We start from the raw sequence: 12,468 nt of genomic DNA, 5'->3' as shown, positions 1-12,468 counted from the left end.
CGATCCCGTACATCCTCAGGATGCGGGTGGCCGGACGGCGACGGAATACCTGAGAGGTGACTATTGCTCATGGTGAGGTAACCTCAGCATGTTGCGCGGATCGACCCGCGCCCTCCGACCCCTGGAGGTCCTCTTGACCCACCCCGGACCCGTCCCCGGCGGCCGTGGGATGCGTGGCTTCAGCCAGGACCGTGACGTCGCGCGCCAGCGCCTCGCCCCCGGCACCCTGCGCCGCATCCTCACCTTCGCCCGCCCGTACCGCGCCCAGCTCGCGGTCTTCCTCGTCCTCATCGCGCTCGGCGCCGCCGCCGGCGCCGCCACCCCCTGGCTGTTCCAGCGGCTCATCGACGACGGCATCGCCGCCGGTGACACCCGCCTCGTCGTCGGCATCGCCGCCGTCGTCGCCGCGCTCGCCGTCGTGTCCGCCGCGCTCGGCGTCGGCGAGCGCTGGGTGTCCGCCCGCATCGGCGAGGGCCTCATCCACGACCTGCGCACGGCGGTCTTCGACCACGTGCAGCGCATGCCGCTGGCCTTCTTCAGCCGCGCGAAGACCGGCGCGCTCGTCCAGCGCCTCAACGGCGACGTGCTGGGCGCGCAGCAGGCCTTCACCGCGACGCTGTCCAACGTCGTCAGCAACTCCCTGACCATCGTCTTCGTGCTCGCCGCGATGCTGTCGATGTCGTGGCAGCTCACGCTGCTCTCGCTCGTCCTGGTGCCCGTCTTCGTGCTGCCCGCCCGGTGGTTCGGGCGCAAGATCGCCGGGATCACGCGCGAGTCCTACGAGCTCAACGCCGACGCGTCCCAGACCATGACCGAGCGGTTCAACGTCGCCGGCGCGCACCTCGTCAAGGTCTTCGGCGACCCCGCCCGGGAGTCCGCGGCCTACGCCGAGCAGACGGCCCGCGTGCGGGACATCGGCGTCAAGCGCGCCCTGTACTCGACGTGGTTCCGCATCGGCCTGACCACGGTGGCGGCCATCGCCACGGCCGTCGTCTACGGCGTCGGCGGCCTGCTCGCGATCCGGGGCGAGCTCACCGTCGGTGTCGTCGTCGCCCTCGCCGCGTACCTCGGCCGCCTGTACGGCCCGCTGACGGCCATGTCGAACGTGCAGGTCGACGTCATGACGGCCCTCGTGTCGTTCGAGCGCGTCCTGGAGGTGCTCGACCTCGAGCCCACCGTCAGCGAGAAGCCCGACGCGACCGACCTGCGCGCGGCCGTGGCGGCGCACGGCGCGACCCTCGAGCTCGACCACGTCGGGTTCCGCTACCCGTCCGCCGACGAGGTCTCGCTGGCCTCCCTGGAGTCGGTGGCGACGCTGAGCCGGGACCCGGTGGCCGACACGCTGCGTGACATCACGTTCCAGGTGCCCGCCGGGGCGATGGTCGCGCTCGTCGGGCCGTCCGGTGCCGGCAAGACGACGATCTCGCAGCTCGTCACGCGCATGTACGACCCCACGCGCGGCACCGTGCGCATCGCCGGGCAGGACCTGCGCGACGTCACCGCCGCATCCCTGCGCGACACGGTCGGCGTCGTCAGCCAGGAGGCGCACCTCTTCCACGACACCATCGCGGGCAACCTGCGCTTCGCGCGTCCCGACGCGACCGACGACGACATCGAGCAGGCCCTGCGCGGCGCGCACGTGTGGAACCTCGTCGCGTCCCTGCCCGAGGGCATCGAGACCGTCGTCGGCGACCGCGGCTACCGCCTGTCCGGCGGTGAGCGGCAGCGCCTCGCGATCGCACGCCTGCTGCTCAAGGCCCCCGACGTCGTCGTGCTCGACGAGGCCACCGCGCACCTGGACTCCGAGTCCGAGGCCGCCGTCCAGGCCGCCCTCGACGAGGCGCTGGTCGGGCGGACGTCCCTGGTCATCGCGCACCGGCTGTCGACCGTGCGGCAGGCGGACCTCATCGTCGTCGTCGACGCCGGGCAGGTCGTCGAGACCGGCACCCACGCCGAGCTGCTGGCGCGCGGCGGGCTGTACGCGGACCTGTACCGAACGCAGTTCGCGCCGGCGGCGGTGGCCTGACCCGCCGGACGGGCCGGCGGTACGTGCACCATGAGAGCCACCCCTGCTGCCCGTCGACCTCTCGGAGGCCGAGGAACCCGACGTCTACATCGTGCGCCTCTGGAGCCCTCTCGGGTCACCGCACGCGGCCTGGGCTGTCGACGAGTGGACGATCGTCGATGCCAGAGACGTCCTCGAGGTGCTCGAGTGGGCGAACGAGGCGGCCGACGGTGCGCCCCTGGAGGTGTTCACCCAGGCGTCCGCGACATCGCCCCGCCTGCGCCTCCTCGGGGAGGGCCCGCCGACCGACGTCCGGGTGGACATCCCGTTGACGTCCTCGTGAACGGCAGACGGCCTCGCATGACCGCTCGCCGGGATCATCGCTCTTCGTCGGTGCGAGCGATCCCGGTCACCCCGAATCGGACTAGCACACGGCGCTACTTTGGGCTCATGGCGACCGTCGGGGTACGCGAGCTCAGGCAGGACGCGTCCGACGTGCTGCGCCGGGTCGAGGCGGGCGAGCGCGTCGTCGTGACCGTCCACGGGCGGTCTGTCGCGGACCTCGTCCCCCTCACCGAGACCCGCCCGACCTGGCGTCCCGTGCGAGACCTCGCGGTGGTGTTCCCCGGGGTGCACGACCCCGACTGGGAAGACGACACGGCACTCGTCGACGGGGCTTGAGCGCGGGCGTCAGCGGACGAGTTCCAGCCCGGCCACGCAGGCGAGGCCCCTGAGGACGAGCAGGATCTTCACGCCGCTCAAGGCCCCCGACGTCCGCTGCGCAGCTCGACCGAAGGCTCGGGTGCGTCGATCACCATGCGGCCGAAGTCGCCGATCAGGGTGAAGGTGTCGGCCGACCGGTCCAATGTGTCGATCGAACCGTAGTCCCGCTCGCCAGTGGCATCCACAGCCGGGCAGACCTCACTTTGGTGCTCCCAGCTGAGGGACCGAACGCCGGCGAAGCGCAGAGTGCCGCGCTGATAGCAGTACTGCTCTCCGGCCGCGGGCGTGCGGTACAGCGGATGGGACTCCAGAAGCACGAAGTCCGCGGTCAGCTCGACGATGCCCGGCCGCGCGACGACGTCCAGGATCCAGCTGTCCTCCAGGTAGAGATCCCTGAGAGCGTCAAGGTCCCAGTACGTGCCCATGCCACCTCGACAGTGCCCTGGTGATCAGAATGTGGTCCGCTGAAGACTCCCACGTCAGTGGACGAGCTCCAGCCCGACCACGCAGGCCGCGATCCCGAGGATGAGCAGGATCCTCACCCGGCTCGCGGGCGTGGTACGCGTCGCCATCGCGAACGCGACGGTCCCGGACGAGTGACCCCTCGGACCGGTCAGGGCGGTAGCCCAGACGCCGTGACGGCCTCCACGCGGGCCTGACGCGCACGTCGTACACGCCCCCGTCGTGATGTCCACGCGCCCCCTACCTTCGCCACGACGTCAGCAGCTTGAACACCACACCCCCGGTGACCAGCACACCCACGAACGCACCGACGACGACCCTCGGGTGCGTGGCGTGACCGTTCAGTGCGGCGTCGATGAACGCCACCGTCATCAGCGGCACCAGGACGTAGAGCAGGACCGCGGTGAACCCCCGCGGGCGCTCGTCCTCCCGTTCGCCATGGACCTCCTCCTGCGGGGTGATCACCCCGGTGGCGTCGAACACGTTGATCATCGAGTCGCTCACGTGCGCGGCAGCAGCCGCGGCGCACCGGCGCGCACGTCGACGCCGGGCGACCACACCACGTGCGGCGCCCCGGACGGCGCGGGCAGCCCGCACACCTGCGGCAGGTCGGTCTCGAGCCGCTCGACCGTCGCAGCGTGCAGGGGCCACGGCGGGTGCGCGACAGGTGCCCGCCACAGGCGTCCCGCGCGGCGCCCGTAGGCGTTCCACCTGCCCGTGACCGACACCAGCCAGGGGTCGGGGGCCAGCCGCGCACCGGGCACCACGCGCGGGTCGAGCATGCCGCCGTCCCGGCCGCGGGCGCGGTAGCGCGTCGCGTCGCCGCCGTCCTCGACGCGTCCCGACGCCATCCGGTACGGCACCCCCGCCGCGCGCAGGCCCACCACGACGGCCGGCCGCGTGCACAGCAGCCGGAGGAACCACAGGCCGTCGGTGCCGCTCGCCGGGTGGCGCACGTAGGTGCGGACGTTCACCTCGACGAACCGCGACCACGCCGGCGGGGTCGGCAGCCCCGGGACACGCGGGTCCCGCATGACGAACGGGGTGATCCCCACCCACGCGGCGCCGTCGAGGACCTGCGGCTCCAGCCCCGGCGGCAGGTGCGCGGCCACGACCTGCGGAGGGTACGCCCAGTGGACGAAGGTGAGGGTCTCCCACCGCATGAGCGCGACGGGCACCCGGATGGGCGCGTCGGGCAGCCGGCCGCTCACCGCGTGCCCCACCGTGCGCCCCGCGCCGCGTCCATCGGTACCACCCGTCGGTCGCCGGCCGTCGTCCCGCCCCATCGTCGCGCGGCGCGGCGGCGGCGGCACGACGAGCCGCGGGTGCGCTGCGGCGGCGGCGTCAGTGCACGAGCTTCAGCCCGATGACGCACCCGACGATCCCGAGGATGAGCAGGATCTTCACCAGGCTCGCGGGCTCGGCACCCGTCACCATCGCGAACGCGACGGTCACGGACGCGCCGATCCCGACCCACACGGCGTACGACGTGCCGGTGGGCAGCTCACGCATCGCGTAGGCCAGGCCGCCCATGGACACGAGCAGCCCGAGGCCGAAGACGACCGTCGGGCCGAGCCGGGTGAACCCCTCGGAGCGGCCGAGGGCGGTGGCCCAGACGGCCTCGAACAGCCCGGACACGACGAGCACGATCCAGGCGACGGACGTGGTGGACACGGCAGACCTCCGGCGGCTGCCGTCTTGTCGCTCTCCGGGTACGGCGCCCCTCGTCCGGGGGCCCGTGCGATGAGTCGGGCCCGGACCCATGCTCGCACGCCACGCAGCAGGCGGGACCCTCGCCGCCACGAGGGCGTCGCCGACCGCACGCGGGTGGCGACGCCGGCCTCACGGCCAGGGCGTCGCCGACCTCACGGCGTCGCCGGCCACCGGGCCCCCGGGCGCAGGAGTCCCCTCCCGCTCCTACGCCCGGGTCCTTCGGTCAGCAGCCCTCGGTGCCGCTCTCGGCCGCGTCGGCGTCCGGCGCCGTCGCACCCTCGGCCTCGTACCCGCGGATCACGTCGACCTTGGCGGCGGACGCCGACGTCGTGTCGAACTCGTGGTCCAGCCACTCGCGGACCAGCACCTTCGCGAGCTCCAGGCCGATGACGCGCTGTCCCAGGCAGAGCACCTGCGCGTCGTTGGACAGCACGGAGCGCTGCACCGAGAAGGTGTCGTGCGCCGTCACCGCGCGGACGCCGGGCACCTTGTTGGCGGCGATCGCCATGCCCAGGCCGGTGCCGCACACCAGCAGGGCCCGGTCGGCCGCGCCCTCGGCGACCTTGCGGGCGGCCGCCACCGCCACGTGCGGGTACGCGGTGTCGTCGTCGGCGTGCACGCCGACGTCCTCGACGACCTCGACGCGCGGGTCGGCGCGCAGCAGGTCGGCGAGCGCGTCCTTGTACGTCAGGCCGGCCTCGTCGGCACCGACCACGATCCTCGCGACGCTCATGACGTCTCCTCTCCCTCGGGTACCACGGTCGACCGGACGGCCGCCACGATCGCGGCGAACGACACGGCTCCGGGGTCGGGCGTGCCCACGCTGCGCTCGGCGAGCGGACGTGCGCGGCCGAGGCGCGGACGCAGGTCCGCGGTGGCCTGCGCCGCGGTGCGTGCGGCCTCGATCGCCGCGTCCCACGCCGCTGCGGGCGCCTGGCCCGCGCCCGCGGCCTGCTCGAGCGCGGCGGCGAACGGCTCGGCGGCGTCGACCATGGTCTTGTCGCCCGGCTGCGCGCCACCCAGCGTGACGACGGCGGCGACGCCTGCGCGGGCGGCCGCGGCCACCCGTGCGGACGGGTCCGCCACCGGTCGGGCGGCGAGCGCGTGCGCGACGGCGCCGATGCCCGCGCCCCACAGGACGCCGGAGGTGCCACCGGCGCGGTCGGCCCAGGCGCGGCCCGCGTCCCGCAGGCACGCGACCGCTCCGTGGCCCGCGTCGGCGGCTGCTGCGGCAGCGTCCGCCGCGGCGCCCGCACCGCGGAGCATGCCGCGGCCGTGGTCACCGTCGCCGGCGACGGCGTCCAGCCGGCCCAGCTCGGGCTCGAGCTCCGTGAGGACCTCGCGGACGCGCGCCAGCGCCGCGACGACGATCTGCGCCTCGGCCGCGTCCGTGGGGTCGAGGACCCGGGCCGCGTCCTGCGACGGCGTGGTCGTGGCCGATTCCGTCCGCTCCGCAGCCAGCGCCGAGGGCGGCGTGGCCGTGGTGCCGGTGACCCCGGCCTGACCCCGCCGGTAGGCCGGGGTGTGCGCGGGCGCGCACCACCAGCGCTCGAGGTCGTCGTCGAGCCACACGAGCGTCAGCGAGCAGCCCGACATGTCGAGGCTCGTGACGAGCTCGCCGACGTCCGGCTGCACGGCCTGGAGCCCCGCGGCGTCGAGCAGCGGGCGCACGGCGCGCCAGAGGACGAACAGCTCCTCGTACTTGGTGCGGCCGAGCCCGTTGAGCACGACGCCCACGCGCGGACCCGCGTCGGTGGGCTTCTCGCTCAGGAGCCGCTCGACCAGGAGGGCGGCGAGCTCGCTCGCGGTGCACGCGGGCATCTCGCCGATCCCCGGCTCGCCGTGGATGCCGACGCCCAGCCCGACCGTGCCCTCGGGCACGGTGAACAGGGGCTGCTCGGCACCGGGCAGCGTGCAGCCGTCGAACGCGACGCCCAGCGTGCGGGTGCGGTCGTTGGCGTGGCGGGCCGCGGCGACGACCTCGTCGAACGACAGGCCCTCCGCGGCGGCCGCCCCGGCGACCTTGAACACGACGTGGTCGCCCGCGATGCCGCGGCGGCGGTGCGCCTCGTCGGCCGGTGCGGACGCGACGTCGTCGGTCACGACGAGGAACTCCGCGGGGATGCCGCGCGAGCGCAGCTCGTCGCGGGCGAGCGTGAAGTTCATGACGTCGCCGGCGTAGTTGCCGGTGAGCAGGAGCACGCCCGCGTCACCCGCGGCCGCCGCGCCGACCGACACCGCGTCGGCCGTCGACGGCGACGTGAACACGTTGCCGACGACCGCGCCGTGCGCGTAGCCGGGGCCGACCAGGCCGCAGAACGCCGGGTAGTGCCCCGACCCGCCGCCGACGACGACCGCGACCTCGGACGCCGGCGCGGGCGTGGCCCGCACGACACCGCCGGGCACGCGCCGCACCTGGTCGGCGTACAGGTCGACGAACCCGTCCAGCGCGTCGTCGACGAACCGCGCCGGGTCGTCGGCCAGGGGCCTCACCACGTCCGCTCCTTGGCCAGCATCGTCGCGACGACCGAGTCGTCGGACGCGTCGTGGCCGGCGGCGGACACCGTGCGGTAGAGCTGCTCGGCGGCCGCGGCGACGGGCGTGGCGACCTTCAGCTGCCGCGTCAGGTCCCCGACGATCCCCATGTCCTTGCCGATGACGTCGAGGCGCGAGCGCAGCGGCGGGGTCTCGCCGCGCAGCTGCGCGGCGATGCGCGGGCCGCGGTCGGCGAGCATGAACGACGCCGCCGCGCCCTGGCCGAGCACCTCGATGCACGCGTCGAGGTCGAGGCCCATGCGGTGCGCGAGGGCCAGCGCCTCGGACGCCGCGGCCGTGTGGATGCCGCACAGCAGCTGGTTGACGGTCTTGAGCTGCTGACCTGCGCCGATGCCGCCCACGACGGTGAGCGACGAGGACATCGCGTCGAGCACGGGCTGCGCGGCCGCGAGGGCCGCGTCGTCCGCGCCGACCATGATGAGCAGGTCGCCGTTGCCGGCGCGCACGGGGCCGCCGGACACGGGCGCGTCGACCGTGAGGATGCCGCGCGCGGCGAGCGCTGCGGCGACCGACACGACCGCGGCCTCCCCCACCGTCGACGTCACGACCACGACGGCGCCGGCGGCCAGCGAGTCCGCGACGCCGCCCTCGCCGAGCACGAGCGCGTCGAGCTGGGCCCCGTCCCGCACCCCCACGACGACGACGTCGGTCCCGGCGCACGCCTCCGCGACCGTCGCCGCGCCGGTGGCACCCGCCTCCACGGCGAGCGCGACGCGCTCGGGGGCGATGTCGAACGCGACCACGTCGAACGTCCGCGCGAGCGCGGTGGCCATGGGCAGCCCCATGGCCCCGAGCCCGAGGACCGCGACCCGGGCGCTCATCGGGCGGCCGCCACGTTGCGCAGGACCTGCTCGCGCGCCTCGCCCGTCGCCACCGCGAGCATGCGGCGGATGTACCGCGCGTTGCGCGCGGACACCGACAGCCCGTCGCCGCCGTAGTGCTCGACGCAGAACGGCCCGGTGAACCCGGCGTCGACGGCGGTGCGGATGGCGGTGCGGTAGCTCACCATGCCCATCTCCATGGGGGCGGGCAGCGCGACGTACGACCCGGTGCTGCGGTCCTCGTCGCGGAAGTAGCTCTTCACGTGCCAGTAGTTCGACACCGGCAGGCACGCGGCGACGGCCGCCTGGAAGTCCTCGATCGGCCGGTGCAGGCGGATGAGGTTGCCGAGGTCGGGGTTGAGGCCGACGCTCGGGTGGTCGATGTCCTTCACGAGGCGGACGGCCGACTCGGCGGTCCCGAGCAGGGTGTCCTCGTACATCTCGAGCGACAGCTCGACGCCGACCGAGGCGGCGTGCTCGCCGAGCTCCCGCAGCCGGGAGACCGCGAGCGCCCACGTCTCGGGGTCGGTCGAGTCGGCCGGCCCCTCCTCGGTCCAGAACCACAGCACCTCGCGCTGCGCCGGCAGCAGCGGGCGGTGCAGCCCGACACTGACGATCTTGGTGCCGAGCGCGGCCGCCGCGTCGATCGTGCGGTGCGAGTACGCGAGGTTCTCGTCGCCCGTCTCGGGGTCGATCACCGAGCGGCGGATCGCGGACAGCGCGATCGGGTCCAGCCCGACGGTCGCCAGCGCCTCACGCAGCTCCTCGATGCGCGCCGGCGACAGGTCGCCCGGCTGGATCCAGGAGTCGGTGAGGTCGACCTCCGTGAACCCCTCGTACGCCACCTGGGCGAGGTGGTCGACCCAGGTGTCGGCCGGGGCGTCCTGCGAGGCGGGGAACGGGAGCATCGCGGCGGCGATCGGCCACCGGTCGCTGGTGAGGCGGGTGTCGGACATCGTGGACGGACCTTCTTCGGTTGTCGGGACGGTGGGCGTCGTCACTTGCCGAAGCCGGCGGTGAGGCCGGCGACGAGCTGACGACGTCCGATGACGTACAGCAGGAAGATCGGCAGGGCCGACAGTACGACGGCGGCCATGACGGCGGGGACGTTGATGGTGAGCTCGCCCTGGAACGCCCACAGCGCGAGCGGCAGCACGCGCTGCTCGGGGCTCTGGGTGAGCACGAGGGGGAAGAGGAACCCGTTCCACGCGTTGAGGCCGTCGTAGATGGCGACCGTCGCGATGGCGGGGCGGCTCAGCGGCAGCACGAGGCGGGTGAGCACCTGCCACTCCCCCGCGCCGTCCACGCGCATCGACTCGAACAGCTCCTTGGGGATGTCCCGCAGGAAGTTCACCAGGATGATCACGGTGATCGGCACCGCGAACGCCGCGGTGGGGAGCACGAGCGCCAGGAGCGTGTCGTACAGCCCCATCTTGGTGATCATGTAGAAGATCGGGACGATCGCGGCCTGCAGCGGGATCGCCAGACCCAGCAGGAAGAGCGAGAACGACCGGGCCACGAACCGCGAGGTGTTGCGCGTGATCGTGTACGCCGCGAGCAGCGCGACGACGATGGTCAGGGCGACGGCGCCCACGGTGACGACCACCGAGTTGAGCAGGTAGCGGTCGAACCCGCTGTCGATGACCTGGCGGTAGCTGTCGAGCGTCGGCTCGGTGGGCAGCCCCAGCGGGTGGTCGGTGAAGAAGTGCTGCTGCGTGCGCAGGCTCGTCACCACCACCCAGTACACGGGCACGATGACGACGGAGAGCCACAGCAGCGAGCCGACGCCGGCGGGCAGGTTGGGGCGGATCCGGTCGCGGCGGCGCGGCGGGGCCTCCGCGGTGGAGGTGGCGGGGCGCACGGCCTCGGTGGTGACCATCACATGCCCTCCTGCTGGCTCTGCATCCGGGTGAAGCCGGACAGGCGTGTCAGGCCGAGGGACAGCGCCAGGCCGACGACGGCGAGGATGGTGGCGATCGCGCTGGCCCGGCCCATCTCGGTGGCGGTGAAGCCGGTGAGGTACATGTGCAGCGGCAGCAGCCGCGTCGCGTAGCCCGGGCCGCCGGCGGTGAGCACGAAGACGAGGTCGAAGTACGTCAGCGAACCCACGAGCATGAGCGTCGACGACGTGACGATCGTGTACCTCAGCTGCGGCATCGTGATCGAGAAGAACCGGCGCACGGTGCCCGCGCCGTCGAGCTGCGCCGCCTCGTACAGCGAGCCGGGGATCTGCCGCGCGCCCGCATGGTACAGCAGCGTGTGCAGCGGCACGAAGTGCCACGCGATGATGAGGATCACGGCGATGAGCACGGTGTTCGGGTCACCGAGCCAGCTGTGCCGCAGGAACCCCGGGCCGGCCGGCCCCGCGAGACCGAAGTTCGGGTCCAGCAGGTTCTTGAACACCAGCGCGACGGCGGACGACGACATCAGCAGGGCGATGAAGTACACCGCGGCCATCCACGCCCGCCACCGGCCGCGCGGCGCCAGGTAGACGCCCAGCAGGAGGCTCAGCGGCGTCTGGACGAGCCAGGTGCCGACCATCACCTGCAGCGTGATCCACAGGGTGAGCCAGGTGACGTGGTCGGTGAGGACCGCGCCCCAGTTGTCGAGGCCGAGCCAGGCGGGTGTGCCCAGCCCGTTCCACGAGGTGAACGACAGCGCGACGGCGCCGCCGAGGGGGACGAGCGCGAACCCGCCGAACAGGATCAGTGCGGGTGCGAGCAGCCACGCCGAGACCGGCTGCCGCTCGCTGCGTCGCCGCGCGGGGGCACCGCCCCCGCGGGTGCCGGCGGCACCCGCGGGGACGGCAGGGAGGGTGGTCGTCACTTCGCGTCCAGCGTCGCGTTCATCGCCGACACGAACTCCTCCGGCGTGGTCTGCAGCAGGAACACGCGGTCGAGGTGGGTCGTGAGCTGCTCGGCCTGCGACGGGCTGATCGCCTGGTCCCAGGAGAGCTGGAAGTGCGGTGCGGCCTCGGTGAGGTCGACGACCATCTCGGCGAACGTGTCCTCGCGCTCGGTGATCTGGTCGCGCGCGGTGGTGACGCCCGGGACCGCGGACCGGTCGAGGATCTCGCCGATGTACTCCTCGTTCATCACCTGCTCGGCGAGGAACGCCAGCACCGTCTCCTTGTGCTCGTCGCTCGCCGAGGCGTTGACGGACCAGAAGTTCGACGGGTTGCCCACCAGGTTGGCCGGGTCCCCGGCACCGCCGTCGTAGGCGGGGAAGGGGACGGCCTTGAGGTCGCCGGACTCCACGAAGTCCGGTGCAGCGGTCTTGATGTTGGAGTACGCCTGCGACAGGACGACCATCATCGCGGCGCGCCCGGTGTAGAGCAGCGCGTCGGCCGCGCCGGTCTCGTAGGCGATCGACGCGTAGTCGTCGACGAAGCCGCCGGCCTCCACGAGGGCCTGGATCTCGGTGAGCGCCTGCGTGACCGCCGGGTGGGACCACGCGTCGGGCTCGTTCGCCACGATCGCGTCGAACACCTCAGGCCCGCCGATGCGGTCGACGAGGTACCCCAGGTAGGGCAGCTGCGGCCACTTGGACTGGCCGGCTAGGGCGATCGGGGCGATGCCCTCCTCCTCGAACACGGGCACGAGGTCGAGCAGCTCGTCCCAGGTCGTGGGCGGCTCGGCGCCGACCTGCCGGAAGACCGCGTCGTTGTAGAGGATGACGACGGGCTGGATGTTGTTGATCGCGGCCCCGTAGACCTTGCCGTCGAACGTCACGGTGTCGAGCACCGACGGCAGGTACCGGTCGGTGATCGCGGGGTCCTCGATGGGCTCGACGTAGCCGGCGTCGACGTACGTCTTCAGCGCCGCGCCGCCCCAGCTGAACATCAGGTCGGGGCCCTGGCCGGCACCGAGGGCGATGCGGAGCTTGTCCTTGTAGCCCTGGTTGCCGAACATCTGCAGCTCGATGGGGCGGTCGGGGTGCTCCTCGTTCCAGCGGTCGACCGCAGCGAGGTACGACTCCGACTGACCGCCCTCGAGACCCCAGACGATCGCGGCGTCGCCGCTGCCGCCGGGGGCGGCGGTGCCGCCGTCACCGAGCTGGGGCGTCGTACCGGATCCGCAGGCCGCCAGGGCGAGGGCGACGCCGACGACGGCGGCGGTCGCGCGCACCCGCCGCGCAATGGTGGAACTCATCGTTGAGACTCCAGTTCTCCTCGTCGAAAACTTTTCG

General features: G+C 73.2%; 14 protein-coding genes and 1 riboswitch. Of the genes, 3 read left to right on the top strand and 11 right to left on the bottom strand.

What is annotated here, in order from left to right; genetic code table 11:
• Positions 1–169: 169 nt before the first annotated feature.
• The 3 genes from KG103_RS00905 to KG103_RS00895 all read left to right on the top strand — a co-directional run bounded on the left by KG103_RS00905 (position 170) and on the right by KG103_RS00895 (position 2,686).
• Positions 170–2,026, top strand: a complete 1,857-nt coding sequence (locus tag KG103_RS00905) for an ABC transporter ATP-binding protein (RefSeq protein ID WP_207340308.1) — start codon at positions 170–172, stop codon at positions 2,024–2,026.
• 91 nt (positions 2,027–2,117) lie between these two features.
• Positions 2,118–2,348, top strand: a complete 231-nt coding sequence (locus tag KG103_RS00900) for a hypothetical protein (RefSeq protein ID WP_207340209.1) — start codon at positions 2,118–2,120, stop codon at positions 2,346–2,348.
• Positions 2,349–2,455: 107 nt separating this feature from the next.
• Positions 2,456–2,686 (top strand): type II toxin-antitoxin system Phd/YefM family antitoxin, encoded by a 231-nt coding sequence (locus KG103_RS00895; RefSeq protein WP_207340208.1) that lies wholly within the window; start codon positions 2,456–2,458, stop codon positions 2,684–2,686.
• 77 nt (positions 2,687–2,763) lie between these two features.
• Here the strand turns inward: KG103_RS00895 and KG103_RS00890 are convergent, their stop codons facing one another.
• The 11 genes from KG103_RS00890 to KG103_RS00840 all read right to left on the bottom strand — a co-directional run bounded on the left by KG103_RS00890 (position 2,764) and on the right by KG103_RS00840 (position 12,431).
• Positions 2,764–3,153, bottom strand: coding sequence for a hypothetical protein (locus tag KG103_RS00890; RefSeq protein ID WP_207340207.1), 390 nt, complete (start codon positions 3,151–3,153; stop codon positions 2,764–2,766).
• A gap of 277 nt (positions 3,154–3,430) precedes the next feature.
• The gene (locus tag KG103_RS00885; RefSeq protein WP_207340206.1) at positions 3,431–3,694 is read right to left on the bottom strand and encodes a hypothetical protein; all 264 of its coding nucleotides are present in this window, start codon (positions 3,692–3,694) and stop codon (positions 3,431–3,433) included.
• Positions 3,691–4,401 (bottom strand): YqjF family protein, encoded by a 711-nt coding sequence (locus KG103_RS00880; protein ID WP_207340205.1) that lies wholly within the window; start codon positions 4,399–4,401, stop codon positions 3,691–3,693. Before KG103_RS00880 ends, KG103_RS00885 begins: the two co-directional genes overlap by 4 nt.
• Before the next feature lie 133 nt (positions 4,402–4,534).
• Positions 4,535–4,864: a DMT family transporter gene (locus KG103_RS00875; RefSeq protein WP_249670685.1), complete on the bottom strand. Its 330-nt coding sequence runs from the start codon at positions 4,862–4,864 to the stop codon at positions 4,535–4,537.
• A gap of 12 nt (positions 4,865–4,876) precedes the next feature.
• Positions 4,877–4,949, bottom strand: a riboswitch (guanidine-III (ykkC-III) riboswitch).
• 177 nt (positions 4,950–5,126) lie between these two features.
• Complete coding sequence (locus KG103_RS00870; RefSeq protein ID WP_207340203.1) at positions 5,127–5,636, bottom strand: ribose-5-phosphate isomerase; 510 nt, start codon at positions 5,634–5,636, stop codon at positions 5,127–5,129.
• The gene (locus KG103_RS00865) at positions 5,633–7,396 is read right to left on the bottom strand and encodes a dihydroxyacetone kinase family protein (protein ID WP_207340307.1); all 1,764 of its coding nucleotides are present in this window, start codon (positions 7,394–7,396) and stop codon (positions 5,633–5,635) included. The genes KG103_RS00870 and KG103_RS00865 overlap by 4 nt, the downstream gene beginning before the upstream one ends.
• Positions 7,393–8,280, bottom strand: coding sequence for an NAD(P)-dependent oxidoreductase (locus tag KG103_RS00860; protein ID WP_207340202.1), 888 nt, complete (start codon positions 8,278–8,280; stop codon positions 7,393–7,395). Before KG103_RS00860 ends, KG103_RS00865 begins: the two co-directional genes overlap by 4 nt.
• Positions 8,277–9,236 carry a sugar phosphate isomerase/epimerase family protein gene (locus KG103_RS00855; protein WP_207340201.1) on the bottom strand — a complete coding sequence of 320 codons (960 nt, stop codon included), beginning with the start codon at positions 9,234–9,236 and terminating at the stop codon, positions 8,277–8,279. Before KG103_RS00855 ends, KG103_RS00860 begins: the two co-directional genes overlap by 4 nt.
• Before the next feature lie 41 nt (positions 9,237–9,277).
• On the bottom strand, positions 9,278–10,159 hold the full coding sequence (locus KG103_RS00850; protein WP_207340200.1) for a carbohydrate ABC transporter permease: 882 nt from the start codon (positions 10,157–10,159) through the stop codon (positions 9,278–9,280).
• A complete protein-coding gene (locus KG103_RS00845) occupies positions 10,159–11,106 on the bottom strand; it encodes a carbohydrate ABC transporter permease (protein WP_207340199.1) in 948 nt (315 codons plus the stop codon). Before KG103_RS00845 ends, KG103_RS00850 begins: the two co-directional genes overlap by 1 nt.
• Positions 11,103–12,431 (bottom strand): ABC transporter substrate-binding protein, encoded by a 1,329-nt coding sequence (locus tag KG103_RS00840; RefSeq protein ID WP_207340198.1) that lies wholly within the window; start codon positions 12,429–12,431, stop codon positions 11,103–11,105. The genes KG103_RS00845 and KG103_RS00840 overlap by 4 nt, the downstream gene beginning before the upstream one ends.
• Positions 12,432–12,468 lie beyond the last annotated feature (37 nt).

This window comes from Cellulomonas wangleii, from assembly GCF_018388445.1.
Taxonomy (GTDB): Bacteria; Actinomycetota; Actinomycetes; order Actinomycetales; family Cellulomonadaceae; genus Cellulomonas; species Cellulomonas wangleii.
This window is presented reverse-complemented; position numbering and strand designations above follow the sequence as displayed.